This is a genomic window from Paenibacillus spiritus (assembly GCF_008710135.1).
In the GTDB taxonomy this organism is placed as follows: domain Bacteria; phylum Bacillota; class Bacilli; order Paenibacillales; family Paenibacillaceae; genus Paenibacillus_AQ; species Paenibacillus_AQ glufosinatiresistens.
Window position 1 is genome coordinate 22302 of the sequence record NZ_VYKK01000018.1, and the last position, 25447, is coordinate 47748.

The 25447-nt window shown below is 57.4% G+C and carries 27 protein-coding genes and 1 riboswitch; of the genes, 17 read left to right on the forward strand and 10 right to left on the reverse strand.

The genetic code is table 11. The features are described from left to right. The first annotated feature begins 127 nt into the window (after positions 1 to 127). Complete coding sequence (locus F4V43_RS13625) at positions 128 to 1255, forward strand: transglutaminase domain-containing protein (RefSeq protein WP_150458798.1); 1128 nt, start codon at positions 128 to 130, stop codon at positions 1253 to 1255. Between the two features lie 150 nt (positions 1256 to 1405). Here the strand turns inward: F4V43_RS13625 and F4V43_RS13630 are convergent, their stop codons facing one another. Together F4V43_RS13630 and F4V43_RS13635 are read right to left on the reverse strand one after the other, a co-directional pair. Then, positions 1406 to 2863: an amino acid permease gene (locus tag F4V43_RS13630; RefSeq protein ID WP_150458799.1), complete on the reverse strand. Its 1458-nt coding sequence runs from the start codon at positions 2861 to 2863 to the stop codon at positions 1406 to 1408. A gap of 141 nt (positions 2864 to 3004) precedes the next feature. Further along, a riboswitch (Lysine riboswitch) is annotated at positions 3005 to 3225 on the reverse strand. A gap of 105 nt (positions 3226 to 3330) precedes the next feature. Further along, a complete protein-coding gene (locus F4V43_RS13635) occupies positions 3331 to 4470 on the reverse strand; it encodes a conserved virulence factor C family protein (protein WP_150458800.1) in 1140 nt (379 codons plus the stop codon). A gap of 202 nt (positions 4471 to 4672) precedes the next feature. On the opposite strand from F4V43_RS13635, the gene F4V43_RS13640 reads away from it, so the two are divergent. Next, entirely contained in the window at positions 4673 to 6298 is a 1626-nt protein-coding gene (locus tag F4V43_RS13640; protein WP_150458801.1) for an ABC-F family ATP-binding cassette domain-containing protein, read from the forward strand. Positions 6299 to 6485: 187 nt separating this feature from the next. On the opposite strand, the gene F4V43_RS13645 is transcribed toward F4V43_RS13640, so the two are convergent. Further along, positions 6486 to 6668, reverse strand: a complete 183-nt coding sequence (locus F4V43_RS13645) for a hypothetical protein (protein ID WP_150458802.1) — start codon at positions 6666 to 6668, stop codon at positions 6486 to 6488. Between the two features lie 282 nt (positions 6669 to 6950). On the opposite strand from F4V43_RS13645, the gene F4V43_RS13650 reads away from it, so the two are divergent. Both F4V43_RS13650 and F4V43_RS13655 read left to right on the forward strand, forming a co-directional pair. Beyond that, the gene (locus tag F4V43_RS13650) at positions 6951 to 7787 is read left to right on the forward strand and encodes a cation diffusion facilitator family transporter (protein WP_191089584.1); all 837 of its coding nucleotides are present in this window, start codon (positions 6951 to 6953) and stop codon (positions 7785 to 7787) included. Between the two features lie 198 nt (positions 7788 to 7985). Then, the gene (locus F4V43_RS13655) at positions 7986 to 8825 is read left to right on the forward strand and encodes a C40 family peptidase (protein ID WP_150458804.1); all 840 of its coding nucleotides are present in this window, start codon (positions 7986 to 7988) and stop codon (positions 8823 to 8825) included. A 238-nt stretch (positions 8826 to 9063) separates the two neighbouring features. Here F4V43_RS13655 and F4V43_RS13660 read toward each other — a convergent pair whose 3' ends face one another. After that, positions 9064 to 9444, reverse strand: coding sequence for a hypothetical protein (locus F4V43_RS13660; RefSeq protein ID WP_150458805.1), 381 nt, complete (start codon positions 9442 to 9444; stop codon positions 9064 to 9066). A 271-nt stretch (positions 9445 to 9715) separates the two neighbouring features. Next, complete coding sequence (locus F4V43_RS13665) at positions 9716 to 9883, reverse strand: DUF1328 domain-containing protein (protein ID WP_150458806.1); 168 nt, start codon at positions 9881 to 9883, stop codon at positions 9716 to 9718. A gap of 182 nt (positions 9884 to 10065) precedes the next feature. Here F4V43_RS13665 and F4V43_RS13670 point away from each other — a divergent pair, with 182 nt between their 5' ends. From F4V43_RS13670 to F4V43_RS13715, 10 genes are all read left to right on the forward strand, one after another. Next, positions 10066 to 10572 carry a DUF948 domain-containing protein gene (locus F4V43_RS13670; protein WP_150458807.1) on the forward strand — a complete coding sequence of 169 codons (507 nt, stop codon included), beginning with the start codon at positions 10066 to 10068 and terminating at the stop codon, positions 10570 to 10572. A gap of 50 nt (positions 10573 to 10622) precedes the next feature. Continuing rightward, positions 10623 to 11159, forward strand: a complete 537-nt coding sequence (locus F4V43_RS13675) for a hypothetical protein (RefSeq protein WP_150458808.1) — start codon at positions 10623 to 10625, stop codon at positions 11157 to 11159. A 70-nt stretch (positions 11160 to 11229) separates the two neighbouring features. Continuing rightward, a complete protein-coding gene (locus F4V43_RS13680; RefSeq protein WP_150458809.1) occupies positions 11230 to 11580 on the forward strand; it encodes a general stress protein in 351 nt (116 codons plus the stop codon). A gap of 172 nt (positions 11581 to 11752) precedes the next feature. Next, positions 11753 to 12916, forward strand: a complete 1164-nt coding sequence (locus F4V43_RS13685) for a SpoIIE family protein phosphatase (protein ID WP_150458810.1) — start codon at positions 11753 to 11755, stop codon at positions 12914 to 12916. 3 nt (positions 12917 to 12919) lie between these two features. Next, positions 12920 to 16567 carry a response regulator gene (locus tag F4V43_RS13690; protein WP_150458811.1) on the forward strand — a complete coding sequence of 1216 codons (3648 nt, stop codon included), beginning with the start codon at positions 12920 to 12922 and terminating at the stop codon, positions 16565 to 16567. A gap of 88 nt (positions 16568 to 16655) precedes the next feature. Beyond that, entirely contained in the window at positions 16656 to 17525 is an 870-nt protein-coding gene (locus tag F4V43_RS13695) for a CheR family methyltransferase (protein ID WP_150458812.1), read from the forward strand. 17 nt (positions 17526 to 17542) lie between these two features. Then, positions 17543 to 19213 carry a response regulator gene (locus F4V43_RS13700; protein ID WP_150458813.1) on the forward strand — a complete coding sequence of 557 codons (1671 nt, stop codon included), beginning with the start codon at positions 17543 to 17545 and terminating at the stop codon, positions 19211 to 19213. Between the two features lie 98 nt (positions 19214 to 19311). Beyond that, the gene (locus tag F4V43_RS13705; RefSeq protein ID WP_150458814.1) at positions 19312 to 19650 is read left to right on the forward strand and encodes an STAS domain-containing protein; all 339 of its coding nucleotides are present in this window, start codon (positions 19312 to 19314) and stop codon (positions 19648 to 19650) included. Between the two features lie 18 nt (positions 19651 to 19668). After that, positions 19669 to 20121 carry an anti-sigma B factor RsbW gene (gene rsbW, locus F4V43_RS13710; RefSeq protein ID WP_150458815.1) on the forward strand — a complete coding sequence of 151 codons (453 nt, stop codon included), beginning with the start codon at positions 19669 to 19671 and terminating at the stop codon, positions 20119 to 20121. After that, entirely contained in the window at positions 20118 to 20888 is a 771-nt protein-coding gene (locus F4V43_RS13715) for a sigma-70 family RNA polymerase sigma factor (RefSeq protein ID WP_150458816.1), read from the forward strand. Before rsbW ends, F4V43_RS13715 begins: the two co-directional genes overlap by 4 nt. A gap of 78 nt (positions 20889 to 20966) precedes the next feature. Here F4V43_RS13715 and F4V43_RS13720 read toward each other — a convergent pair whose 3' ends face one another. The 4 genes from F4V43_RS13720 to F4V43_RS13735 all read right to left on the reverse strand — a co-directional run bounded on the left by F4V43_RS13720 (position 20967) and on the right by F4V43_RS13735 (position 22621). Next, positions 20967 to 21314: a hypothetical protein gene (locus F4V43_RS13720; protein WP_150458817.1), complete on the reverse strand. Its 348-nt coding sequence runs from the start codon at positions 21312 to 21314 to the stop codon at positions 20967 to 20969. A 41-nt stretch (positions 21315 to 21355) separates the two neighbouring features. Then, entirely contained in the window at positions 21356 to 21700 is a 345-nt protein-coding gene (locus F4V43_RS13725) for a DUF5665 domain-containing protein (RefSeq protein WP_150458818.1), read from the reverse strand. A 118-nt stretch (positions 21701 to 21818) separates the two neighbouring features. Continuing rightward, positions 21819 to 22322 carry a YtxH domain-containing protein gene (locus tag F4V43_RS13730; protein WP_150458819.1) on the reverse strand — a complete coding sequence of 168 codons (504 nt, stop codon included), beginning with the start codon at positions 22320 to 22322 and terminating at the stop codon, positions 21819 to 21821. Between the two features lie 41 nt (positions 22323 to 22363). Beyond that, entirely contained in the window at positions 22364 to 22621 is a 258-nt protein-coding gene (locus F4V43_RS13735) for a GlsB/YeaQ/YmgE family stress response membrane protein (protein ID WP_150458820.1), read from the reverse strand. Positions 22622 to 22830: 209 nt separating this feature from the next. Between F4V43_RS13735 and F4V43_RS13740 the strand changes: the two genes are divergently transcribed. Continuing rightward, positions 22831 to 23550 carry a pirin family protein gene (locus F4V43_RS13740; protein WP_150458821.1) on the forward strand — a complete coding sequence of 240 codons (720 nt, stop codon included), beginning with the start codon at positions 22831 to 22833 and terminating at the stop codon, positions 23548 to 23550. 99 nt (positions 23551 to 23649) lie between these two features. Here the strand turns inward: F4V43_RS13740 and F4V43_RS13745 are convergent, their stop codons facing one another. Then, a complete protein-coding gene (locus F4V43_RS13745) occupies positions 23650 to 23877 on the reverse strand; it encodes a DUF1128 family protein (RefSeq protein ID WP_150458822.1) in 228 nt (75 codons plus the stop codon). A 135-nt stretch (positions 23878 to 24012) separates the two neighbouring features. Here F4V43_RS13745 and yyaC point away from each other — a divergent pair, with 135 nt between their 5' ends. Both yyaC and F4V43_RS13755 read left to right on the forward strand, forming a co-directional pair. After that, positions 24013 to 24576, forward strand: a complete 564-nt coding sequence (gene yyaC, locus F4V43_RS13750; protein WP_150458823.1) for a spore protease YyaC — start codon at positions 24013 to 24015, stop codon at positions 24574 to 24576. 63 nt (positions 24577 to 24639) lie between these two features. Continuing rightward, the gene (locus F4V43_RS13755; protein ID WP_150458824.1) at positions 24640 to 25434 is read left to right on the forward strand and encodes an alpha/beta fold hydrolase; all 795 of its coding nucleotides are present in this window, start codon (positions 24640 to 24642) and stop codon (positions 25432 to 25434) included. Positions 25435 to 25447 lie beyond the last annotated feature (13 nt).

The following is a 25447-nucleotide window of genomic DNA, read 5'->3' on the forward strand; positions in this document are numbered from 1 at the left end:
CGCAAAGTTAGCGCTCGGGCCGCATTGGAAACTCCGATAATCCCAAGTAAAATATGGAAGTATGTGAGTCCGGACCCACTTACGGTCCGGGCCGAAGACCAAACCAGAAGCGGGAAGGCTGAAGAGGATGGGGAAAATAACAAAGGCCGTTCTGCTCGGCATGCTGGTCGCCGCGGCGGTTCCTCCGGTCGTGTACTGGGGGCGTGACGAAGCGTACGCTGCCTCCAAGGATGCGGCGCTGCGGAACACCGCCGAAATGACGGCCCGGCTGGCGGGGGCCATGACTAACCGGAGAGAAGGAGTCAGCTTCGCCTATGCAGGCTCGACGTCCCGCCTGAAGGCGGCCATCAAGACCTCTATCGAGCAGGCGATGGCAAGCGATCCGTATCTCTATTACATTGTAGACAGCTATGCCTATTCGTATCAGGGCGGGTCCAAATCGGCACAGGTATCGGTTAAGCTGAAATACCGGGAGAGTCTCCAGGAGACGGCTTATGTCGATGCCAGAGTGAAGGCGGTTCTTCAGAAGATCGTCCATCCGGGCATGAACCCGCATGAGAAGGTGAAGGCCATCCATGACTGGGTGGTGCTGAACTTGAGATATGATCTCTCTTATACCCGCTATACCGCCTATGAGGCGCTTCACGACGGCAGCGCGGTCTGCCAGGGGTATTCGCTGTTGACTTACAAGCTGCTGAAGGCGGCGGGCATTCCGGTCCGGATTGCGGAAGGCACCGCCCGGCAGAACGGAAGATCCCAGTCCCATGCCTGGAATCTCGTTCAGCTTGAGGGCAAATGGTATCATCTGGACACGACCTGGGATGACCCGCTGCCGGACCGGAGCGGGGAAGCCTCCACCAATTACTATCTGCTGAGCGATGCGCAGATGCGTCAGGACCACAGCTGGACGCGGGATTACCCCGCAGCCGGTACGGTGTATGCCGGGACGCTGGAGAAGCTGGCCGCGGCGGGCGGCAGCGAAGCCGCCGTCTACCGGGCGCTGGAGAAGGATCTGGGCTATGATATTCTGAACGAGGAGCAGGCGGTCGGTTCGGCGGCGGAACTCAGCATTCTGGCCTTGCAGAAGAAGGCAGAAGGCGGAACTTCGGTCCAATTCCGCTACCGGGGCGGCGAGAGCAGTCTGAAGTCGGATCTGCAGCAGCTCTATAAGCTCGGATTCGAGAGTCTCTCCTACAGTGCGGAGCGGCTTGCAGGGACGAATGATTTGAAGGTGGAAGTGAACTGGAAGAGCTGACGGCTTCCTTCCCTGTCTGCGGGCAGGCTGTACGACGCAAGAAAGCGGCAGCTCCGGGAGCAATCCCGGGGCTGCCGCTTTCTTATTCTCTAGGATTGGCGGAAGACCGTCCCCGCCGCTGCCTGACAGCTGTTCCGGACCATCCGTTCGTTACTCGGGATGCGGGGTCAGGTCGCATTCGGTGAGCGGAATAATCCGGCTCTTCCGCTTCCAGGCATACCCGATCCAGACGGCCAAGAAGAGCGGCAGACTGACATAAGAGACGAGCAGGCCGTACCAGTCGACCGAGCCGCCGGTGAAGGCGCCGAGATTCTGGCCCAGCACGGCGATCAGACAGAGCGCGAAGGCGAAGAGGGGGCCGAACGGGAACCACTTTGCCCGGTACGGCAGCTCATCCAGCGAACGCCCCTGCGCGAGGAAAGCGCGCCGGAAGCGGTAATGGCAGAGGGCAATGCCCAGCCAGTTGATGAACCCGCACATCCCGGAGGCGTTCAGCAGCCAAGTGTAGACGGTTCCGTCGCCGAACAGGGAGGCGAGGAAGGCAAGCATGCCGACGGCGGTGGTGACAAGCAGGGCATTGAGCGGAACCCCGCGCCGGGTAAGGCGTCCGAGCGCGCGCGGGGCCATGCGGTCCTGGGCCATGGCGTAGAGCACCCGGGTGGCCGCATACATGCCGGAGTTGCCCGCCGAGAGCACCGAGCTCAGAATGACCGCGTTCATGACGGAGGCGGCAATGGCGAGCCCGGCCTTGTTGAAGACGATGGTGAAGGGACTGACGCCGATGTCATCGACTCCGCCGCGAAGCAGGTCGGGATTGGTGTACGGGATAATCATGCCGATCACCAGGATGGCGAAGATATAGAAGATCAGAATGCGCCAGAACACGCGGCGGATGGCGATCGGAACGTTCCGGCGCGGATTCTCGCTCTCGCCGGCGGCGACGCCGATCAGCTCGGTTCCCTGGAAGGAGAAGCCGGCGGCCATGAAGACCCCGACGAAGGCGAAGAACCCGCCGTGGAAGGAACCGCCGCCCAGATTGAAGGTATCCAGCCCGGCAGTGGATTTCCCGCCGAGGATGCCGAAGATCATCAGGACGCCGACGACAAGGAACACGATGACGGTGGCAATTTTGATGAGGGCGAACCAGTACTCGGACTCCCCGTAGCCGCGGGCCGACAGGGCGTTGAGCGCGAACATCAGCACGAGGAACAGCAGGCTCCAGAGCATGGAGTTGCTGCCCGGGAACCAGTATTTGATGATGACGGTGGCGGCCGACAGCTCGGCTGCAATCGTGACGGCCCAGTTGTACCAGAAGTTCCAGCCGATGGCGAAGCCGAAGGCCGGGCTGACGAACCGGGTGCCGTAGGTGCTGAAGGAGCCGGATACCGGCAGGTAAGTGGCGAGCTCGCCGAGACTGGTCATCAGGAAGAAGACCATCAGGCCGACGGCTGCGTACGCAAGCAGGGCGCCGCCCGGTCCCGACGAGGCAATGGCGCCGCCGCTGGCAAGGAACAGTCCGGTTCCGATGGAGCCGCCGAGGGCGATCATGGTCATATGGCGGGCCTTGAAGCTCTTGCGAAGGCCGCCGCTGTTCGTGGTAGGGGTCATGCAGAACACTCCTCTGTTCGTGATGTGGGATACGGAAAGTTCATAAAAGGGGAGTGGGTGGAAGCTGCGGGGAAACAACAAAGAACCGCAGAGCAACAGCGCTGCGGTTCATCCTGTATCGGCTGCCGCATCGTACTCTCCCGTGAAGATAGCGCAACACGCCGCAGGGACAACCAGAACCGGGCGATGCCCGGCAGATTCTCCTTGAAGCGTGACAGTTCCGTCCCTTTCGGCAACGGCCCCAGCCCGTCTGTTCACCAGCGACAGACGGACTTCGGCGGATTTCCCTTTCCGGACGGCTCACTGACGGCTGCTGCGTCTCCCCGTGCGTACTCTTGATCTCCGCGACCTCTACCTCATCGTGAGTATGATGAGGCGTATCATTCTTCATTCGTTTATAAACTGCCAGTTGCCAGTATAGCCGAAGACCCGGCGGGAAGCAATGACAAATAACGGAATTCCGTTCGCTAGGAACGGCGCCGCTCCGACATCTGCTGCCAGACGGTTCCGGCCGCCTCCTCGCCGGACTCGATCCGCTCCAGCGCCATGCGGGCCTGGAGGCCGACCTCGAATTCCGGGTCGTCCGCCGCTCCTCGGAGGGCGTCCCGCGCTTCGGCGGTGCCGACCTCATAGAGGAAGCGGGCGGCGCGCCAGCGGACGATTTTGCTGGAATCGGACAGCGCCGAGAGCATGACCTTCGTCGCCGCAGGATCGCCGATATCGGACAGGGTGTCTCCGGCGGTGCGCCGGACCGCCGGGGCGCTGTCCCGCATCGCTTCATAGAGCAGCTCCATCGCTTCCGGCGTCCGGAGATCGCCGAGATAGACAACGGCGAGCCGGCGGATCTGCAGCTTCGGATCGCGCAGCGCCTTGGCGAGCTGCGGCAGCAGTTCCGGCTTCGGCGTCAGATCCTCCAGCGCGGCGTAGCGCTCGCGCCAGTCCTCGCTGCCGAGCGCAGCGAGCAGCTCGGCTTCCGGCCGCTTGCTGCGCTGCTCGACGAACTCGCCCTTCGCCCCGTGGGCAATCGCCTGTCGGACCACCGAGTCCAGCCGCTCCTGCGGATAGGCGGCTTCAAGCTCCTGCTCGACTTCCCGGGCGATCTCGGCGGGTTCGCCGTAGCGGACGCCGTAATCCGTCAGCTTGCGCTCTTTGATGAGCGTCGCGCTGGCGACCTCCGTCACCGCTTGGGTGAACCGGGAAGAGAGGGCGATCCGCTCTTCGCCGCCGCCCGGCGTTTTGACCCGAATCTGCATCGGAATGCCGCGGAACATCTGGACGAATACCTGCGCCTCTCCAAAGTGCGCGCCCGCGTTCTCGTCGCCGGGGTCAAAATCCGGGCCGCTCAGGCCTTCGCCGCCGAACCGGGTCTGCACCTCGCGCAGAATCGCCGCCCAGTCGGCTTGGGGTCTCCGTTCGAGCGCCGCGAAGTCTGCGGTGTGAAAGACGCTGTCCACGCCCGGAATCGCGAGCATTTCGCGCGCCCAGGCCGGAGCGGAGCGCAGGGTATCCGGGGTATAGGTACGGCGGACGCCGGGCTCCAGACTCTCGTCCAGATGCAGCTTCATGGTGTTGGGACTCGGCGTCGGCTCAATAAAGGTTATCTTCATGTCGGTCTCCCTTCGGGCGGGTGCGCCGCCCCGTAGTGTCGCCTGCCTTGCGTGCGGTTATAGCTTTAGTTTATCTTATTTTTGAGTAATTTACGAAGCCGGACGGGCAATCTCAAATTCCGCGCGGTCCATCCCAACCGGGCCGCCGGGTTTTATGCTATAATAGGCCGGAAACCTATGTGAAAAGGATGGTAATGCGAACATGATCAGTACAAGCGGCGTGACCCTCCGCTACGGAAAGCGCGCACTTTTTGAAGATGTCAATATAAAATTCACTCCCGGGAACTGCTACGGTCTGATCGGAGCGAACGGCGCCGGCAAATCGACCTTCCTGAAGATTCTCTCCGGCGAGATTGAACCGAACACGGGCGAAGTTCATATTACGCCGGGCGAACGGATGGCCGTGCTGAAGCAGAACCATTTCGAGTATGACGAATATCCGGTGCTGGAGACCGTTATCATGGGCCACACCCGGCTGTATGAGATCATGAAGGAGAAGGATGCGCTGTACGCCAAATCCGACTTCTCCGAAGCGGACGGCCTGCGCGCCGGCGAGCTGGAAGGCGAATTCGCGGAGCTGAACGGCTGGGACGCCGAGCCGGACGCCGCCGCGCTCCTGATCGGTCTCGGCATTCCGCGCGAGCTGCACGACAAGAAGATGGCGGAGTTGTCCGGCAACGAGAAGGTCCGCGTCCTGCTGGCCCAGGCGCTGTTCGGCCGTCCGAACAACCTGCTGCTGGACGAACCGACCAACCATCTGGATCTGGAATCGATTCAATGGCTCGAGAACTTCCTCATGGACTATGAAGGCACCGTTATCGTGGTATCCCATGACCGTCACTTCCTGAACAAGGTTTGTACGCATATTGCGGACATCGACTTCGGCAAAATCCAGATGTACGTCGGCAACTACGACTTCTGGTACGAGTCCAGCCAGCTGGCGCTCGCGCTGCAGCGCGAGTCCAACAAGAAGAAGGAAGAGAAGATCAAGGAGCTGCAGGCGTTCATTCAGCGCTTCTCCGCCAACGCCTCCAAGTCGAAGCAGGCGACGTCCCGGAAGAAGCAGCTCGATAAAATTACCCTCGACGACATCCGTCCGTCGAACCGCAAATATCCGTTCCTGAACTTCAAGCCGGAGCGCGAAGCCGGGAAGCAGCTTTTGACGGTTACCGGTCTGACCAAGTCGCTGGACGGCGAGAAGGTGTTGGACGAATTCGGACTCGTGGTCAACAAAGGCGACAAGATCGCGTTCGTCGGCCCGAACGGGCTGCCGAAATCGACGTTCTTCGATATCATTATGGGCGAGCAGGAAGCCGATGCAGGCGAATATACATGGGGCGTTACGACGACGCAGGCGTATTTCCCGAAGGATAACTCGAAGTTCTTCGACGGCGTGGAGATGAATCTCGTGGAATGGCTGCGCCAGTATTCCAAAGATCAGGACGAGACGTTCCTGCGCGGATTCCTGGGCCGGATGTTGTTCTCCGGAGAAGAAGCGCTGAAGAAGGCGAGTGTGCTGTCCGGGGGCGAGAAGGTGCGCTGCATGCTGGCGAAGATGATGCTCAACGGCGCGAACGTCCTCGTCTTCGACGAGCCGACGAACCACCTGGATCTCGAATCCATTACCGCGCTGAACAACGGGCTGATCGACTTCGACGGCACGATTCTGTTCACTTCGCATGACCATCAGTTCATCCAGACGATCGCGAACCGCATCGTCGAGATTACGCCTAACGGCATTATCGACCGCGTCATGTCCTACGACGAATATCTGGAGAACGACGAGGTCAAGGAATTGCGCCAGCGGATGTATCCGGTGGAAGTGTAAGAGCTGTCAAAAAAGGGGGCCGTCCCACACGCCATTCAATGGCTGGGGACGGCCCCTTCCGTATGTGCTGCTAACAAAAACCGTTCCCCGCTTCGTGAGGACAGAAGCGGAAGGAACGGTTTCTTGCAGGCCTTGCGTCAATCCTGCGTTGTTGGGACAGGACAAGCCGGGCGCCGGGCGCGGGCAATCAGGACCCGCCGGTGCGGCGGCGCTGGTTGTTCGGCTTCTTGTTGTTCTGGGTCTTCAGGGTCTTCGCCGTTCCGGCCTGGAAGGAGCCGGGCTTCGCGCTGTTCTGCTGTTTCTTCTGCTCCAGCTTGGCCTTAATGGCGTCGGCGAGATTCACTTTCGGTCTGTCATTGCTCTCGTTCATCTTGAGTAACCTCCGTCAAAGGAATGCGGCAATCTCTGGCATACACCTTGATTTTAAAGGTTTTTAAATAGGTCTACAAGGGCAAGAATAGTTGAAGCTGTTCCCGGCGGGAAGCGCCGGCCAAGGCAAATGGACGGGGCCATCTTCTTTGCGGAGCGGCAAAACTGTTTCTCTAGACCCACCAGTCCGCCGTTTGCTAGGATAGGTGAATGAACTTAAGCAGGGGAGTGTCGGCAATTGACAGACATCTATGAAGACATACGCAAGGGCGAGCGGGGAGCGATGATCAGCATTGCGGCTTATCTCATTCTCTCTTCCCTGAAGCTGATAAGCGGCTATTGGTTCGCTTCCAGCGCGCTGCTGGCCGACGGTTTCAATAACCTTACGGATATTGTAGCGTCGCTGGCCGTCCTGATCGGACTGCGCATCTCGCGCAAACCGCCTGATTCGGACCATGCCTATGGCCACTTCCGGGCGGAGACGGTGGCGGCGCTGCTGGCCTCCTTCATTATGGCGATGGTGGGCTTTCAGGTTATTCTGGATTCTTCGCGCTCTCTGCTGCGCGGAGAACGCGCAGACCCGAATATCTGGTCGGCGGGGATTGCCGTGGTCTGCGCTGTGGTGATGCTGGGAGTTTACCTGTACAATCGCCGGCTGGCGCTGAAGATCAACAACAGCGCGCTGATGGCTGCGGCCAAGGATAATCTGTCGGATGCGATGGTCAGCATCGGCGCCGCGGTGGGAATCGTCGGCGCCCAGTTGGGCTTGCCCTGGCTGGACCCGGCAGCCGCCGTCCTCGTCGGTCTGCTGATCGTCAAGACGGCCTGGGACATTTTCCGGGATTCCACGTACCGGTTGACCGACGGATTCGACGAAGACAAGCTGCTGGACCTGCGCAGCACCATTGCCCGGATCCCGGGCGTGGAGGGAATCAAGGACATGAAGGCTCGTATTCACGGCAATCTGGTGCTGGTCGATGTCGTGGTCGAGGTCGATCCCGGACTGACAGTGAGGGAGAGCCATCTTATCAGCGATACGATTGAAGAACGGATGAGCAAGCATCATAATATCTTCAATGTGCATGTCCATGTGGAACCGAAGACGGAGGCCTCTTCCTAATTCTCTGTAATTTCCACCAATTCCAAGGAGGAATCGAGACTGTAGACTCACTCCGGTTCCATGAATTGGCACTCGGATTTATGAAGTTTGGTTCATGCTCCCGGACGAAGGCGAAGCCTATAATGAGGGCAGAAAAACAATGACGGCTGCGCGCGCCTTGTTGGATTTCGGATCTTCAGTCATCGGGGGAACGACATTATGCATAAATGGATCAGACAGGCGGCTGCCGCTTTGTGGGCAGTCGGCATTGCAGCCGGCGCGGGCAGTGCGGCAGGCGCCGCAACGGTTCACGCGGCGGGGAACTCCGCGTCGCCGGCTACGCTGGCCGGACGCAGCGCAGTCATTGTCTCTACGGTAAATTTGCGCGACCAGCCTTCGCTGGAAGGGCGGTTCCTGACGTATTTGAAACAGGGAAGCACCGTTACGATACTGGATCAGCCGACGGATTACTTCTATAAGATTCGGACACCGGAGGGCCGGATCGGTTACGCGAGCTCGCTTGAGCGTTACATCCGGCTTCTGCCACCGGCCGCAGGCGATTCGCCTGCTCCGGCAGAACCTGCATCGGCTTTTTCTGCCGGACAGGCAGGAGATGCGGCAGCGAGAATCGAACAAGTGATTAGTGCCGGAATGAAGTACCTCGGAACGCCGTACGAATATGGCTCCAGCCGAAGCGACACGGCTACGTTCGACTGCTCGGATCTGGTCCGGCAGATCTTCAAGGAAGCCGCATCGCTTACGCTGCCGGCCGATTCCCGGGCTCAAGGTGCCTGGATTCTGTCGGACAGCAAGGCGGTTTCGGAGATTGGCGGTCTGAAGCGCGGGGACCTTATGTTCTTCATGAGCTACAGAGGCAATTCGGCTTCGGCTTACGCCGGGATCGACAAGTCCGCCGCCGTCATCACTCATGTTGCCGTCTATCTTGGCAATGGACAGATGCTTCATACGTACTCGAAGGCTTCAGGCGGGGTGCGTGTGGATACGATCAGCGCTTCTTGGACGTACCGATTCCTGTACGGAGGTTCGGTCATCCACTGAAATATAAATATTCAGCAGTCGGGAAGCGGACGCGGTACACGTTTGTGACGGGTGCTTAAACGGAAGAAGGGTATTTCCACGGCCGGGTACGGCTGAGGAAATACCCTTCTTCAGTGTGAACATCCCGACCGGTTGCGCTTGGAGGGCTTTGCCGGAACTTGACGGCCTGGCTGCCCGGTTATGTAGAGACTCTATGGTCAGGACAAGTTGGAGTGCCGGTGAAGCGGTGCCGCTCCGTTTACGGCGTGATTACATAAGCGGAAGCAGGGACCTTGATCCAGGCTTTGCCCAGCCAGGTGTAGATTTCTCTCCACTCGTTGCCCATCGCGTCGGTCATGACGTTGCCTGTGGTATCAACTGTCTGCGGAGCCAGAACGCCGGAAGGAGTCAGGGAAGTGCTGGAGAGGTAGAAGGCTGCCGGACGAGTCAGAATAATCATCGGCGTGGCAGGCTTCAGATCAGCCGGAGTGATTACCGGTTCCGGCACCAGCGTGTATGTGCTGCCGGTCACAGTGGAAGTCGTAGCTGTTGTTCCGGTTGCGGTGTCGGCTGCTGCGGCCGTTCCGGCCAGCGCTGCGGTCAAGCCGATGGCTGCTGCGATTGTTGCGAACTTTTTCATGAATCAATTACCTCCCTATGGTTTATAGAAGATGCCGTGTGATCAATATCCTAGTAAACATAAATTGGGCACGATGAACCATCTTTTCGCTGCAAGAAATTTGAGGACTCTTCGAAGGAGGGGAGAGTATACTTCCCGGACGCACAAAACCCGGAGATTCGGCGGCTTCCGGGCCTGCGAAATTTCCGGGCTTGGGCGGCGCGGCCGGGGCGATTCGAGCACTGGCCGACGCATATACATAAGATTGAAGCGGCTGGGGCCGGATAACCGGCTACATCGTTCGTCCCCGGCGTCCCGTGAAGAGCGAAATGACGAACAGGACGAGGAAGACGAAGAACAGAATTTTGGCAATGCCGACCAATGCCGCCACAATATTGAAGAATCCGAATACTCCGGCGATCAGCGCGATTACAAGGAGAAGCACAGACCATCTCAGCATGATTGGTTCACCCTTTCAATTGTTGGTGTAGTCCATCTATAAACGCGTCCCTCGGGCTTTGAAACAAAGGGGAGATGACGCCGGAAAGCCTGCGCCGGACCGTTGTTTCGGTCCCGGAAAGCAGGGGTAACTAGTCAATATTGAGACACAAATACGAACCGAACGGAAGGAGCACACCCTTAATGATTATTGATCTCAGTATCGCACTAGTAGCCATTGCATTCGCCGTCCTGGTCTTCTTCTTGGTCAAGACCCTGAACTCCGCGAAGACCTCGCTCGACAAAGTCAGCCAGACGCTTCAGGAAGTGCAGAAGACCATTGATGAGCTTACTTATGAAGTGAAGACCACCGTACGGCACGCCAACGACATCACAGCCGATGTCCAAGGGAAGATCCAGAAGATCGATCCGATTATGGATTCTGTTCAGAATCTGGGTGAAGTGCTGAGCGAACTGACGTTGACCGTCAAGCAGGTCTCGGTTACGGTAATCGAGAAATTCCGCAAGGGCCGGGAATTGAAGTCGAAGAGCGAAGCGATCTCCATCGACAAGACTCCGCTGTCGCCGGCCGAAGAGCGGACGCTCAAGAGCTACGAGGCTTCCTATCCGAAGAAGAACACGGGCAAACTGACGGCCGTCATGAAAGGCGTCGACGTTGCGGCAGGCCTGTGGCAGAAATACCGGAAATAACGGCACGGGTCAAATAACGGTATCGGTTACCGAGAGAAAGGCGGCGCCGCATGCATACAGTTCTCCTGCTTCTGAGTTTAGTGTTCCCTTTCTTTCAGACACCGGATTCCGCAATGGGCACAGAGCCGCCCCGGGAGGTCCGGAACATCGCTGCTCCGGTCTATTCTCTGCTGACGGCAGGCAGCGCGGACCCTTATCTGTCCAGCTTCGACTCGCTGGCCGGAGCTGCGCTCTTCTCCAGCCGTGAAGAGCTGCTCCAGGCGAAGGGGGACCCTGTCTCCATTACGCCGGACCCAATTGCCGGCGGTGAGGCTTACCGCTACGCCGATGCTACGGTCGGCGTGGAAGGAGGGCTGGTCGTGTATGTACATGTAGAGCCGCAGCAGGCAAGGGAGTACGGGCTGGTTATCAATGGACGAACCATCGACCCGCTTGCTTCCGATCTTCGGAGCATACTGGGCCGGGTCGACTATGCCGCTGAAGACGGCGACGTCTATATGCGCGGTACGGCGGCACTGAAAATTTACCGCAATCCGTCGAGCGGAGCTTGGGAAGGCATAGATTTGTTCGATGAATTTTCCTCCTGAACGGTGTTTCATTTCCCGGTACTCCGGTTAATGAATAGTCGGAACTTTTAGCGTAAAGGAGAATGCAGTCATGGATCCCATTCGTACTCAGGCTTACGCCAAGCTTGTGGAGAACGGCGTTAACGCCATTGAGGAGATCAACCGTCTGAAGGACGGCGGTTATACGAAGGAGGAGATCTATGTCATCAGCTACGATCAGGATCGAGAGGACCGTATTGCGGAAGCGGCCGATGCGAATGAGGTCGGAAGGCAGGAAGAAGGCCTGCTCGGTATAGTAGCGGATCTGTTCCGTTCCCGAGGCAGCGAGCTGCGCGCGAAGATTGCTTCTCTCGGCTTCAGCGACTCCGAAGCTGAATTCTATGAGAAAGAATTGAACCAGGGCAAGGTTCTTCTGGTAGCCAAGAAGGCGGCCCGGTCTTGATGCCTATATGCCTCCCAACATATGGTGAATGAGGGAACCTCCAGAACCACTTCCAGTGGGGCTGGAGGTTGCTTTGTTGAACAAATCAGGCTGTGATATAGTTAAATGGTAGTGGGTCGATTTTTGAAGAATACTTGTCTTTTCTCTATATATCGCTTTGCGAGGTGAACCCATGAGAATTTTGATTGTGGACGATAATCCAACCAATATCATAATTATCCGGGAGATTCTGAAGAAAGAGGACTACCGGAATATTGTTACAGAGTCCTCAGCCCGGGATATGCTGAAGCGGCTTGGAGCCGACCGGCAGATCAGCAGCGAACGTCCATGGAAGTCCGATGTCGATCTGATTCTGCTCGATATGATGATGCCCGAGATGGACGGAATCGAAGCCTGCCGCATTATTCAGCAGCATGAAGTGCTGCGCGATATTCCGATTATTATGGTGACGGCTGTCGGCGATTCCAAGAAACTGGCCGAAGCGCTGGATGCCGGTGCGGTCGACTATGTAACCAAGCCGATCAACAAGGTGGAACTGATGGCCCGAATCCGTCTGGCGCTCCGGCTTAAGCAGGAGAAAGACTGGCACAAGGAACGGGATCAGCGGATTCAGGATGAGCTGAAGTTGGCGGCGCTCGTTCAGAACGCGGTGCTCAGCCTCCCGATTGAAGAGCCGGAATTTCAGGTTCACGCTCTCTATCAGCCCTCCTACGAGCTGGCCGGGGATCTGTATTCCTGGTACCCGCTCGGCGACGGCCGGTACGGCGTTGTACTGCTCGATATGATGGGGCACGGCATTTCCTCGTCGCTGTTCTGCATGTTCATTGCGTCTGTATTGAAGGATACCGTTACTACTTTTGTCGAACCGGCGAAAGTGGTCCAGGAGCTTAACCGGCGGTTCAATCAGCTCTATATCGAGAACCAATTGATCCAATACTATTTTACGGCAATCTATATGGTTATAGACACAAGGCTGAAGTGGATTGACTATGTCAACGCCGGCCATCCGCCGGCGCTGTTCTTTGAAGACGGCCGGGAACGTCCCGTGCTGCTTGAGAGCAACAGCCATCCGGTCGGACTGTTCGACCGGATCGAGATTCAGCCGCAGACGCTCACTTATGAGGGAGAAGGCCATCTGACGCTCTATACAGACGGTCTGCTGGAGATGGCCGAGGGCGGCCAGGAAGACCAGTTGGAGTTCCTTATTGAGCGGTTGAGAGGCGAACACGGATGGAGAGAGAAGGAAATGCGGGAAACCTTCCTTACCGGCGCCCAGAGCAATCGGGACGACGACAAGTGTCTGGTATGGATAACGCTAGGAGAAAGGGAACGATAAGGAATGAAGATCAAGGCCAAACTGCTGATCGGCTTCAGCGCGCTGCTTGTCATTATGCTCGCCCTGACGATGGTCGGCTTCGATCGGCTTAAATTTATGAACCATCAGCTTGACAGCATCTACCAGGATCGTTATCAGAAGATCCGCGCCTCCTCGGGATTCCGGGGCGAGGCGAACGATATTTCCCGCGTACTGGCCAACCTGCTGCTGAATCCGGATGCGACGGACAGCGATGCCCAGCGCAGCGAAATGAACCGGATGCTCAACAGAGCGCAGGAATACTTGAAGACGCTTCGCGATGCCGAGAAGACGGCGGACGAGCAGCAGCTGGCCCGGCAGGTGGAAGACTCCTGGAATGCGTTCGAGACCTACCGTGTGCAGGTGCTGGAGATGCTTGACCGGGGCGAGAGCGTCAAGGCCAACGCTTACCGGAACAATACCGGTCTGGCGGCCCAAATTGAAATGCTGAACAGTCTGAACAGCCTGGCGGACTTCGAGGATCGGGCCATCTCCGATGAGATCAGCGATTCCAAGTCAGCGTATGAGCGTTCCATTCAGGCGGTATCCGTCATCATGATCGTCGGTCTTCTGCTTGGGCTGGGCGTGATTCTGTGGGTGCTGCCAAGCATCACCCGCGGCCTGAACACGGTATCCATGATGATCTCGAGCTTCGGCAGCGGCAAGCTGAAGGCGATTCGGCGCATCCGGATCGCCTCCAAGGACGAGATCGGCGAGATCGCCCATGTCTTCAAGAAGATGGCGGAAGATATTGAGCAGAAGCAGCAATTGGAAAAAGCCTACGCCGACGCCCAGCGCGACCGCTCCTGGCTGAATGCGAACGTCGCCCGCGTCACCGAGTTGCTCCGGGGTGTCAATTCTCTGGACCAGATCGCCCAGATGTTCATCAGCGAGTTCACGCCGGTGCTCGGCGCCCAGTTCGGCGCCGTGTATTTGAAGGAACAGAGCCGCGCCGACCGGTTGAGGCTGGCCGGGTCCTATGCGATGGACAGCAGCCGTCCCGAGAGCTTCCATATCGGTGAAGGACTTGTAGGGCAGGCCGCAGTGGACCGGAAGACGATTGTGCTGGACGAGACGCCGGCGGATTACCTCAAGGTAACCTCGGCTTCGGGCGAGCATCTCCCGGGACATGTTGCGATTTACCCGCTGGTCTTCGAGGAAGAAGTGCTCGGCGTTATGGAATTCGCCGCCTTCTCGGCGTTCACGCCGCTGCATCAGGAGCTGTTGGCACAGCTCGCCGTGAATCTCGGCGTTATTCTCAATAATATCAGCCGTCGCCTGAAGGTGGAGGAGCTGCTCCGCGAATCCCAGGCGCTGACGGAAGAATTGCAGTGCCAGTCCGAGGAATTGCAGACGCAGCAGGAAGAGCTGCGCCGTTCCAACGAGAATCTGGAAGAGCAGACGGAAGCGCTGAAGCGCTCCGAAGAGCTGCTGCAGCGCCAGCAGGAAGAACTGGAGCATTACAATACGGAACTGATCGCCAAGACGCGTTCCCTGGAAGAACAGGTGCAGATCGTCGAAGAGAGCAGGGGCGAGATCGAGGAAGCGCGAAGCCAGCTTGAGAAGCAGGCCCGGCAGCTCTCCATTACAAGCAAGTACAAATCCGAGTTCCTCGCGAATATGTCGCATGAGCTGCGGACGCCGCTGAACAGTCTGCTCATTCTGTCGCAGCTCTTAAGCGAGAACAAGGACGGCAATCTCACCGAGAAGCAGCTTGAATTCGCGCAGACCATCCACACTTCGGGCGCAGACCTGCTGAAGATGATTGACGAGATTCTGGATCTGTCCAAGATTGACGCCGGGAAGATGGAACTGAACCGCGAAGCGGTCCCGCTGGTCGAAATCAAGACGTTTGTGAAGCAGAATTTTGCTCCGGTGGCCCAGAAGAAGAATCTGAGCCTGCGCATTCTGTTCGACGAGCCGCTGCCGGATGTCCTCATGACGGACGGTCACCGGCTCAAGCAGATTCTGCGGAACCTGCTCTCCAATGCGTTCAAGTTCACGAGCCAAGGCTTTGTAGAATTCAAAATCGCCCGGGCCGGCGAAGAGCTTCTGCCGGCCGGGCTGCCCGCCGGGGATTATGTGGCTGTATCCGTCAGAGACAGCGGCATCGGCATACCGGAGGACAAGCGCGATCTCATCTTTGAAGCCTTCCAGCAGGCGGACGGCACGACCAGCCGCAAATATGGCGGTACCGGCCTGGGCCTGTCCATCAGCCGGGAATTGGCCCGCCTGATCGGCGGAGCGATTGTACTGGATTCCGAGCCGGGTCAAGGCAGCGAATTCACGCTGTTCCTGCCGGTCAACGGCGAGTACGTCCGCAAGGCGAAGGAGCCGGGCGCCGAGACCTTCATGGGTCTGCCGACGGCCGTGTATCCGATCCCGGCTGTGACCGAGGCGGCGGCTTCCCAAGCGGCCGAGCCGCTGCGGATTCCCGACGACCGGGAGGAGCTGGCGGCAAGCGATAAAGTGCTGCTTGTAATTGAAGATGACGTCAAGTTCGCCAAGATTCTGCTGGATATGGCCCGCAGCCGCGGATTCAAGGCACTGGCCGCCCTTCAGGGCGATGTCGGACTCGAAATGGCGAAGACCTATTTGCCGGATGCCATTATATTGGATATCCAGCTTCCGGTCATCGACGGATGGGGCATCCTGCGCGAGCTCAAGAGCTCGGCGGAGACCCGGCATATTCCGGTTCACGTCGTCTCGGTGATCGACGAACCGAAGCAGGGCTTGATGATGGGGGCCATGGCCTATCTGCGCAAGCCTTCCTCGCGGGAAGCGCTGGAGCAGGCTTTTACCCAGATCGAGGCCTACACCTCCAGCACGCTGAAACATCTGCTGATCGTCGAGGATGACGACATTCAGCGCCGTTCCATCATGGAACTGATCGGCTACGACGATGTAGCCATTACAGCGGTCTCGGGCGGAGCGGAGGCGCTGGCCGAGCTGCGCCGTCAGCATTACGACTGCATGGTGCTGGATCTCATGCTGGGCGATATGGACGGCTTCGAGCTGCTGGACCAGATCCGCGATGACGAAGAACTCAACGATCTGCCGATCATTATCTACACCGGCAAGGATCTGGACAGCAAGGAAGAGACCCGGCTCCGTCAGTATGCGGAATCCATCATTATCAAGGATGTGCGCTCGCCGGAACGCCTCCTGGACGAAACGACGCTGTTCCTGCACCGGGTGGAAGCGAACTTGCCGGAAGACAAGCGCCGGATTCTTCAGAAGCTGCACAACAAGGAAGAGTTGTTCGAAGGCAAGCGGATTTTGCTGGTGGACGATGATATCCGCAATGTCTTTGCCCTGTCGAGTATGCTCGAAGGCTATCAGATGGAGGTTAAATTTGCGGAGAACGGGCGCGAGGCGCTGGAAATGCTGACGGCCCATGATTTCGATCTCGTCCTGATGGATATGATGATGCCGGAGATGGACGGCTACGAAGCAATGAAGAGAATCCGCGAGATGCCGCAGTATGCCAAGCTGCCAATCATTGCCCTGACGGCCAAAGCGATGAAGGAGGACCGGGGCAAGTGCATTGAAGCCGGCGCTTCCGATTATATGAAGAAGCCGATCGACACGGACCAGCTTTTGTCTTTAATGCGCGTCTGGCTGTATTCGTAACGCAAGAATCGGGGTAATACATGTACAAGGTTTATGACTTCAAGGCGCTGAAACCGAATGCAACGCCTCGCAGGGAGAGCTGGAAGCTATGTTTACTAATAACTGGGAATTCGGGGACCCGGCTTTCGAGGATGTCAGCGGCAGCGAACTGGAGACAATTGAAATTGAATTGCTGTTGAGCGGGATTCACCGGATGTACGGCTACGATTTCCGCAATTATGCGCTCCCTTCCCTACGGCGGAGAATCTGGCATCATGTCCATGCGGAGAATGTGTCTACGATATCCGCGCTTCAGGATAAGGTGCTTCATGACCGGGAGTGCTTCGAGCGTTTTATCTACAGTATTTCGATCCCGGTTACCGAGATGTTCCGCGACCCTGAATTGTTTCTTGCCTTTCGGCGCAAAGTGGTTCCGCTGCTGCGTACCTATCCGTACATCCGCATTTGGCACGCAGGCTGTTCAACGGGAGAGGAAGTCTACTCCATGGCGATTCTACTGCATGAAGAAGGCTTGTATGAGAAAGCCCGCATCTATGCGACCGATATGAACAACCGTTCCCTGCAGCAGGCCAAGGAAGGCGTCTACGAAATCAGCAAGATGAAGCAATATACCAAGAACTATCTGGAAGCGGGAGGTACGGGCTCGTTCTCCGAATATTATACCGCCAAGTATAATTCGGTCATTTTCCAGCCCTATCTGCGTAAAAATATAATCTTTGCCGAGCATAATCTGGCGACCGATACATCATTTAACGAATTCAACGTTATTCTGTGCCGCAACGTAATGATTTATTTCAACGACGAACTCCGCGATCATGTCCATGGCTTGTTCCACGAGAGCCTGAGCCGCTTCGGAGTGCTCGTCCTCGGTGCGAAGGAATCCATTCATTTCACCAGGTACAGCGACTGCTACGAACCCCTGGATAGAGTGGAAAAAATCTATCGTAAAGTAAAATGAATTGCTAGGAGGGGCCTATGGGGGTTCAAGAACCGATTCATATCCTGCTGGTAGACGATCGTCCGGAGAACCTTCTGGCACTGGAAGCGGTGCTGGAGAGCCCGCAGTACGTGCTGGTCAAGGCCGGGTCGGGCGAAGAAGCGCTAAGATGCTTGTTAAAAGCCGAATATGCGGTTATCGTCCTCGATGTGCAGATGCCAGGGATGGACGGGATTGAGACCGCCAAGCTCATCAAAGCCCGGGAGAAGACGAAAGATATCCCGATTATCTTCATCTCGGCCAACAGCAAGGATGCGGAGCACCTGTTCGCAGGCTATTCTGCGGGTGCGATTGATTACATGGTCAAACCATTCATTCCGCAGATTCTGAAATCCAAAATAGATGGCTTTGTCGATATGTACCTGACGACGAAGCGCCATCAGAACCAGTCCATGCTGCTGCAACAGAAGACGCTGGAACTGGAGCGGATCAATCAGGAGCTGATCAAGGCCAAAGATGCGGCGGAGATTGCCGCGAAAGCCAAGACCGAGTTCCTGGCCATGATGAGCCATGAGATCCGGACGCCCATGAACGGGGTGGTGGGGATGATTGATCTGCTGATGGAGACGCCGCTAAGCGAGGAGCAGAAGGAGTACACGGATATTATCCGCCGCAGCGCCGACACACTGGTCACGGTCATCAATGACATCCTGGATTTCACCAAGATGGAATCGGGTAAAATGGAGATGGAGTCACAGCTCTTCGAGGTCCGCTCCTGTATCCAGGAAGTATTCAGCCTGTTCTCGGCTGAAGCGGGCAAGAAGAATCTGGAGCTTGCCTACTTCGTCGACGAGAAGCTTCCGACGCTGATGTACGGCGACATGGCCCGGCTTCGCCAGGTTCTGATGAATCTCGTCTCGAATGCTCTCAAGTTCACGAACCAGGGCGGTGTGTATCTGGTCGCGAATGCCGCCCGATTCGAGGGCGACCGGGTCGTCGTGGAGTTCACGGTCAAGGATACGGGAATCGGCATTTCGCCGGAGAAATGCGACCGGCTCTTCCAGCCGTTCTCCCAGCTGGATTCCTCGATGACACGCAAGTATGGCGGCACCGGTCTCGGCCTGGCCATCTGCAAATCGCTGGTCGGCATGATGGGTGGCGACATCCGTGTCGAGACGGCGGAAGAGCGGGGGGCGACCTTCATCTTCACCATCACAGCCGGACTGCCTGAAGAAGATCCGCGCGGTCCGCGGAACCCGGAGGAAGAGGAGAGAGGGGGCGCGGGGATCCGCCAGCGGCAGCGGATTCTTGTGGCGGACGACCACCCGATCAACCAGCGTCTGATGATCGGCATGCTGGACAAGCTTGGCTATGGGGCGGACATTGCGAAGGACGGTGCGGAGGCTGTGCGGTATGCGGCCGAGCGGCCATACCATATGATTCTCATGGATCTGCAAATGCCGGTGATGGACGGGCTGGAAGCAACGGCGGCGATACGGGCCTCGGGAGGCCCGAACGCCGATTCGGCAGTGATTGTCGCCATGACGGCCAATGTCATGGAGGGGATTCAGGCCCGTTGCCAGGCTGCCGGAATGAATGATTATATCAGCAAACCGCTCAAGCTGGGGAGCCTGAGGCATTTATTGTCTCGCTATCCTTCCGGCTTGCTGCCTTGTTCCAAGGGGGATTCAACCAGCTCGCTGGCCTGATCCCATAATTTGGGATTTTATATATCCCGTTTTAATGATTCAAGCCTGTCCATTAAGGGTTATTGATAAAGAAAACAATGAATCAGGAGAGATTGTCTATGAACACTCACAAAAGCGAAAAGTTTCAGGCGCAAACCCAAACCGAGGGCAAGGTATGCACGGTTTTTCTAAGCGGGGAGTTGGATTTGTCGGTAGCTCCCGATTTTCGTCTGGTGATGGAACCGCTCGTCGGGGACCCCGGACTGGATCTTGTGATTAATTTGAAAGATCTGCGATATATCGACAGCACCGGGATCGGTATTCTGCTCTCGATTCTGAAAGCCAGACATGGCATGGATGTGAAGTTCACAGTTGAGGAAGTTCCGCCGCAGATTCAGAAGCTGTTCGACATGACCGGAATTGCCAAATTTTTTGCTTCCCAAGAGAACTCTCACTAGGAAAGGATCGAATTAGGAATGAGCGATGATGTGCAAAAAGTGACGCTGCAGTTGCCCGCAAGCGCGGAATATGTCGATATTGTCCGCTTGAATTTATACGGAATTGCTTCCAAAATGGGGTTTTCCTACGAAGAGATTGAAGATATGAAGGTAGCCGTCTCCGAAGCGTGCAACAACTCCGTTCTTTATGCCTATGGGCAGGAAGACGGAATCGTAGACGTAATATTCGAGGTGGGGAGCGATGCCCTGTCCATTACGGTCAAAGACGAGGGGGAGAGCTTTGAACGTATGGAGTCCTCGGGTGATCGGTTATCTCTGCATGACAAAGATCTGAACGAAGTCCAGATCGGCGGCCTCGGATTCTATCTGATGCAGGCGCTGATGGACGATGTGAGCGTAACGAGCGAGGCGGGGAAAGGAACGGTTGTCACGCTCACCAAACGGCTTACGCTCAGCGAGGAGCGAGTATGAATGAAAATGTGACTCCCCCAGAGTCCATGGATGAGGCGGTAGGCCTAATTTGGGAATATCAGCAGACCAAGGACAACGAGATTGCCACGGTCCTGATCCGCAAGTACGAGCCGATGGTCAAAATGGCCGCCGGCAAAATCGCACGCAACCGGCCCGATCTCTATGAGGATCTGTACCAGGTTGGCCAGATGGCTCTGATTCGTCTGCTTCAGCAGTACGATATCAGCCTGGGCATCCCGTTCGAGCCTTACGCGATGAAGAGCATGATCGGCCACATGAAGAACTTCCTGCGGGATAAATCCTGGTATATCCAGGTGCCGCGGCGCATCAAGGAGAAAGGCGCCCTCGTTCAGCAGGCGATTGACGAGCTGACAATTCGACTGGAACGCTCGCCGGATGTGAACGAAATTGCCCAGTACCTGGAGCTGTCCGTGGAAGAAACCGTGGAAGTGCTGGCCGGCCGGGAGTGCTATCATTATGTGTCGCTCGATTCCCCGCTGTCTCAAGAAGAGACCGGAGCGACGCTCGGCGAGCTGATCAGTTCCGAGGCCAACGATTACGATGCCGTAGAGAAGCGCATGGATCTGCAGCAGGCGCTGGGCCAACTGAAAGAGCAGGAGCAGAAGGTGCTGCTGCTGGCTTTCCAGGACGGACAATCCCAGCGGGCGATTGCTCAGAAGCTTGGGGTCTCCCAAATGAGCGTATCCCGGATTCAGAAGCGCGCAACCGAGAAATTGAAGCAAATCATGTCGAATTCATCCTATTAATACGAAGGAATGCGAAGCCCCCGGCTGCTGATACAAGCGCCGGGGGCTTTTGGGTGATTTCGCTGTATTGGCGGAGCGCTATTCGGATTCCGTGGAAGAGGTCTCCTGCAGCCGATGCTTCTGGAGCTGCTCCCGCAAGAGGGTGACCCGCAGCCGGGCTTCCGTCTCGATCTGCTCGGGTGCAGGCTTCGGAGACTCCGCCGCGAAGGCGGCGAGCTGCCAGTCTACCACGAGATTGCTGCCGATGCGGATGCCGGGGACGGCATACAGATATTCCACGCTGTCGGCGGGGTGGAACAGGCGAAGAATATAAGTCTCGCCGAGCGCAGCGGAGGCGTTCTCGAATCCGCTCTCTCCAAAAAGATGATGGGCCGTCGAAAACGGATATACATTCGTCTCGGCCGGCCCTTTGCTTGATTCGGTCATCGGAATCTCTCCTTCATCAGCGGTAGGCTCCGCTGTGTGTCTTAGCTGTTGGCGTCGATGTATTTCTTGATTTCAGCCAGGTATTGCCCGATGACAGGCACATCCACGAAGAGACTCAGAATATAGCCCAGGATACCCAGAATGACAAAGGTCCCCAGCGACAAACCGAGTCCTCTTGAAATACCAGCCATCAGGTTGGTAATAATGCGTTTCTTCGGATCGGTATAATTCTCCAGAATGTCCTTGAATTCCGACTTCTCCAGAGAGTCGGCAATCTTGTCCAGTCGGGCATTGAGCCGTTTGACCTCATGCCGAAGCTCAAAGGGATGTTCGTCTACTTCATAGGACTTGGTGCTGCCGACCGGCTTGGGATCAGGATGTGGCATCAGGAATCGCCTCTCTTTCAATTTAGAATGCCGCTGTATAACACGCTGCATAACAATAGCCAGCTTCGGTAAGCTGGCTATTGTCGGATCGTAGCTTCCAAGCAGCGGGTTACCGCGCTTAATAATTCGATTTGTAAGTGGACTTCACGTCATCGGACGCCTTCTTCGCTTCGTCCGTGACATCCTTTGTCGCCTTCTTCGCTTCGTCGGAGACTTCCTTGGAAGCTTCGGCGACATCATCCGCTACATCGGCGGAAGAATCGGTGACCGTATCGCCGATCTTCTTGCCGGTCTCCGACAGCGTAGAAGCAATCTGCTGCTTGCTGTCGGCAACGGTCGTGAAGATGTCGGACGCCTTGGCCGACACTGTGGAGGCCAGATCAGACGCCTTCTCGCCGACGGTAGAAGCCAGCGATTTGGTCTTCTCGGTGACAACGCCGGTCAGTTCCTTGGTCTTGTCGCTGGCAGTTCCGAATTTCTCCGAAAGATCGCTGCGCAGCTCCGTGCCCGGTTTCGGAGCGAACAGGAGTGCAGCTGCAGCTCCGAGCAGTCCTCCGATAAATACGCCTTTGACAAAAGTATTGCTGCTTTGTGCCGGATATTCCGTTTCTGCTTTGTTCATTGCGATTCACTCCTTATCAATATAGTAGGATTGCCGCAGAATCAGGAGGCGCGCCGTATGATTCTGGAGAACAGCCCCAGAATGAAGACCAACAGCGCGGTTCCAAGAACGGCAGGGACAACGGCAAAGTGGCCGATGACCGGGCCGAAGCTGCCGAACAGATACGAACCCAGCCAAGCGCCGATAAATCCGGCAACCATGGAGCCGATAATGCCGCCGGGCATTTTGCCGCCGGCAATGGCGTCGCCGATGATGCCGATGATAATGGCCATAATCAGGCTAATCAGAAGTCCCCACATGCTCTTGCCTCCTTTTTGGCGAAATCCTCAATCTCTTGAAGCTGATCTTACTTCGTATATAAACGCGGCATTTTGCCCTGAAACATTCCGGCCGGGCGTGAGGGAGTGGGGGAGCGCCTCTGATTAGGGAGTGGCGGAACGGGTAATTTTTACATAAATCAAGCGCCTAATTACCCAAAAATTCTGAACAACCATGGAGGTGCATTACAATGATTAAGGTAGTGAGTTCGGCGGAGAGACATACGTCTAATAAGGGATGGATACACAGCGAGTTCAGTTTTGCCTTTAAGGATTATGACGATCCCGCCAATGCCCATTTCGGCAGCCTGCTGGCCCACAACGACAATCAACTGGAGCCGAATCAAGGGCTGCACGAACACCCGCATCATGACTTGGAAATAGTCACCTATGTAGTAGAAGGTACGCTGCATCACCAGGACAGCTTAGGCAACCATGCCGATCTTCAGGCTGGATCGGTTCAGGTCATGAGCGCCGGAACCGGCATTCAGCACTCTGAGACCAATCCGCTCGAAGACGGGAGCGTCCGATTCCTGCAAGTGTGGCTGCTCCCGCAGCAGGCCGGACTTCAGCCGGCCTGGGACGCCAAGCATTATCCGCGGGAATTCCGGCTCAATCGGCTGCTGCCGATCGTTTCGGGCAGAGGAGAAGAAGGAACGCTTACGGTCAATGAAGACGCAGCGATGTATGTCTCCGCTCTGGAGACCGGACAGGAACTGCATTATCCGCAGCCGAACGAGCGGCGGACCCATCTGTATGTCCTCTCCGGTCATGCGGAACTGGACATCGGGGAAGAGCGCTTCCGGTTGGGACCCGGAGATGCGGCGCGCATCCGCGGCAGCCATGACCTGCGAATTCGGGGAACAGGGAGCGGAGAAGATGCGGAACTGGTGCTGATTGATCTTCCTTAGACTTGAGACATGTGGACCTGCAACAGGCCCGCCCGATCTTCCTGTAACAACGGAAGATCAGGCGGGCCTGTGTCATAGGCGGGGAGACAGATAGGGGAACTAGCTGTTCTTGCGCAGACGCCCAAGCTCGGAGACGAGCGCTTCTACCTGCGCGATGCTGAGCCGGTCACTGCCGGTTGCAACCTCATAGATGTCGCGGATATCTTCATACTGCTCGACCGAGAAGGCCGAAGCCTGCATGGCGGCAGCCGTGGCCATCTTCAGACTGCTCTTGATGCTCTCGATCATGAACTCGACGCCTTTCTGGCTCGGTTTGGACAAATCCATCCTGTTCTTCCTTTCTTCCTTGGAGGTTCCCTGTATTTTATCATGGGAGACCTGCCCGGCACCATCCCGGTTTGGCAACGCCGCCGGGAAATGTGATAGAGTGAGGATACAAGCCGGGTGGAGAGGAGGAAGAGTATGGCAGGCTGGGAACAGCACAACGGAGGCAGCGGACGCGTCAAAATGGACGGCGGCCGGCTGACCTCGTTCTTCGCCGAAATTGCGGAGAAGCATCATCCGGATGAGATCGTCTTCCTGTGCATCGGCACAGACCGTTCGACGGGAGACGCACTGGGCCCGCTGACCGGCAGTCTGCTGGCGGCGGCCGGGTTTCCCCATGTGATCGGCACGCTTCCGGCCCCGTGCGATGCCGATACCTTCGGTGCCCTGGCAGCGGGAATTCAGCCGGGCCGGATCATTGTAGCGATTGACGCCTGCCTGGGACCGCCCTGGGCGGTGGGCTTCTGCTTCGCGGCAGAGGGACCCCTTCATCCGGCGCAGTCGATCGGCCTGGTTCTTCCGGCGGTCGGAGACTACAGTGTGGCGGCAGTCGTGGCCGCAGCCGGTCCGAAGCCGTACCGGACGCTTCAGACCACGCCCCTTCACCGGGTCATGGGCATGGCCGACCAGATCGCAGCGGCAGCGGCGGCCGGGTTCGGCATCGGGAGGCCGGGAGTTTCAAGCGGGGGAGACCGGGCTTAATGAATAGTATCCGCTCAGAATTACATAATTCGCTACTTAATGAACAGAAAGAAGGAAGCATTCATGGAAGCCGTTCGTTGTGAAGGAAGCCCCATCTGCTGCAGCGATCAAGGGCAAGGAGAAGCGCTGGTGCTTCTGCATGGATTCTGCGGAAGCGCCTATTACTGGGAGAAGGTAGTTCCGCTTCTGGAGGACCGGTTCCGGGTTATCGTCCCCGATCTGCGCGGGCATGGCGCATCCGATGCGCCGCTCGGCGCGTACAGCATGGATCAAATGGCCGACGATGTCCGTGATCTGCTGGATGCCCTGGAGATAGAGAAGGCAGTGCTGCTGGGACATTCCATGGGCGGATACATAGCGCTGTCTTTCGCCCAGCGCCATGCTTCCCGGCTGAACGCCTTTGGACTTATTCATTCCACGGCCTTTCCGGACAGCGACGAAGCGAAGGAGAAGCGGCTGAACGCCGTCAGCGCAATCCGCGCACAGGGCATCACATCCTTCGTAGACGGGCTTGTGCCCGGACTGTTCGCGCCGGCGACGGCGGAATCGGCACCGGAGCTGATCCGGCGCGCGCAAGAGATCGGTTACCGTACGCCTCCGCAGGGAGCCGAGGGCGCGGCGCTCGGCATGCGGGAGCGGCCCGACCGCCGAGACGTTGTCTCTGCCAGCGCTCTTCCGGTTCTTCTCGTAGCCGGCGAGAAAGACGGTCTGGCTCCTCCGGAGCGGGTATTCACCTCAGACAAGCCGCATGTGGTCCAAGCCTTGATCGCCGGCGCCGGCCATATGAGCATGATGGAAGCGCCGGACCAGCTGGCGGAGATTATCCGGGATTTTGCCGAAGCGGCCATCCGCCTTTAGAGGCGCGTTCGAG

Bases quoted from the DNA above. Each gene is read 5' to 3' on its own strand.
- F4V43_RS13625 (WP_150458798.1), top strand. From the start codon at position 128: ATGGGGAAAATAACAAAGGCCGTTCTGCTCGGCATGCTGGTCGCCGCG.
- F4V43_RS13630 (WP_150458799.1), bottom strand. From the start codon at position 2,863: ATGACCCCTACCACGAACAGCGGCGGCCTTCGCAAGAGCTTCAAGGCC.
- F4V43_RS13635 (WP_150458800.1), bottom strand. From the start codon at position 4,470: ATGAAGATAACCTTTATTGAGCCGACGCCGAGTCCCAACACCATGAAG.
- F4V43_RS13640 (WP_150458801.1), top strand. From the start codon at position 4,673: ATGATCAGTACAAGCGGCGTGACCCTCCGCTACGGAAAGCGCGCACTT.
- F4V43_RS13645 (WP_150458802.1), bottom strand. From the start codon at position 6,668: ATGAACGAGAGCAATGACAGACCGAAAGTGAATCTCGCCGACGCCATT.
- F4V43_RS13650 (WP_191089584.1), top strand. From the start codon at position 6,951: ATGATCAGCATTGCGGCTTATCTCATTCTCTCTTCCCTGAAGCTGATA.
- F4V43_RS13655 (WP_150458804.1), top strand. From the start codon at position 7,986: ATGCATAAATGGATCAGACAGGCGGCTGCCGCTTTGTGGGCAGTCGGC.
- F4V43_RS13660 (WP_150458805.1), bottom strand. From the start codon at position 9,444: ATGAAAAAGTTCGCAACAATCGCAGCAGCCATCGGCTTGACCGCAGCG.
- F4V43_RS13665 (WP_150458806.1), bottom strand. From the start codon at position 9,883: ATGCTGAGATGGTCTGTGCTTCTCCTTGTAATCGCGCTGATCGCCGGA.
- F4V43_RS13670 (WP_150458807.1), top strand. From the start codon at position 10,066: ATGATTATTGATCTCAGTATCGCACTAGTAGCCATTGCATTCGCCGTC.
- F4V43_RS13675 (WP_150458808.1), top strand. From the start codon at position 10,623: ATGCATACAGTTCTCCTGCTTCTGAGTTTAGTGTTCCCTTTCTTTCAG.
- F4V43_RS13680 (WP_150458809.1), top strand. From the start codon at position 11,230: ATGGATCCCATTCGTACTCAGGCTTACGCCAAGCTTGTGGAGAACGGC.
- F4V43_RS13685 (WP_150458810.1), top strand. From the start codon at position 11,753: ATGAGAATTTTGATTGTGGACGATAATCCAACCAATATCATAATTATC.
- F4V43_RS13690 (WP_150458811.1), top strand. From the start codon at position 12,920: ATGAAGATCAAGGCCAAACTGCTGATCGGCTTCAGCGCGCTGCTTGTC.
- F4V43_RS13695 (WP_150458812.1), top strand. From the start codon at position 16,656: ATGTTTACTAATAACTGGGAATTCGGGGACCCGGCTTTCGAGGATGTC.
- F4V43_RS13700 (WP_150458813.1), top strand. From the start codon at position 17,543: ATGGGGGTTCAAGAACCGATTCATATCCTGCTGGTAGACGATCGTCCG.
- F4V43_RS13705 (WP_150458814.1), top strand. From the start codon at position 19,312: ATGAACACTCACAAAAGCGAAAAGTTTCAGGCGCAAACCCAAACCGAG.
- rsbW (WP_150458815.1), top strand. From the start codon at position 19,669: ATGAGCGATGATGTGCAAAAAGTGACGCTGCAGTTGCCCGCAAGCGCG.
- F4V43_RS13715 (WP_150458816.1), top strand. From the start codon at position 20,118: ATGAATGAAAATGTGACTCCCCCAGAGTCCATGGATGAGGCGGTAGGC.
- F4V43_RS13720 (WP_150458817.1), bottom strand. From the start codon at position 21,314: ATGACCGAATCAAGCAAAGGGCCGGCCGAGACGAATGTATATCCGTTT.
- F4V43_RS13725 (WP_150458818.1), bottom strand. From the start codon at position 21,700: ATGCCACATCCTGATCCCAAGCCGGTCGGCAGCACCAAGTCCTATGAA.
- F4V43_RS13730 (WP_150458819.1), bottom strand. From the start codon at position 22,322: ATGAACAAAGCAGAAACGGAATATCCGGCACAAAGCAGCAATACTTTT.
- F4V43_RS13735 (WP_150458820.1), bottom strand. From the start codon at position 22,621: ATGTGGGGACTTCTGATTAGCCTGATTATGGCCATTATCATCGGCATC.
- F4V43_RS13740 (WP_150458821.1), top strand. From the start codon at position 22,831: ATGATTAAGGTAGTGAGTTCGGCGGAGAGACATACGTCTAATAAGGGA.
- F4V43_RS13745 (WP_150458822.1), bottom strand. From the start codon at position 23,877: ATGGATTTGTCCAAACCGAGCCAGAAAGGCGTCGAGTTCATGATCGAG.
- yyaC (WP_150458823.1), top strand. From the start codon at position 24,013: ATGGCAGGCTGGGAACAGCACAACGGAGGCAGCGGACGCGTCAAAATG.
- F4V43_RS13755 (WP_150458824.1), top strand. From the start codon at position 24,640: ATGGAAGCCGTTCGTTGTGAAGGAAGCCCCATCTGCTGCAGCGATCAA.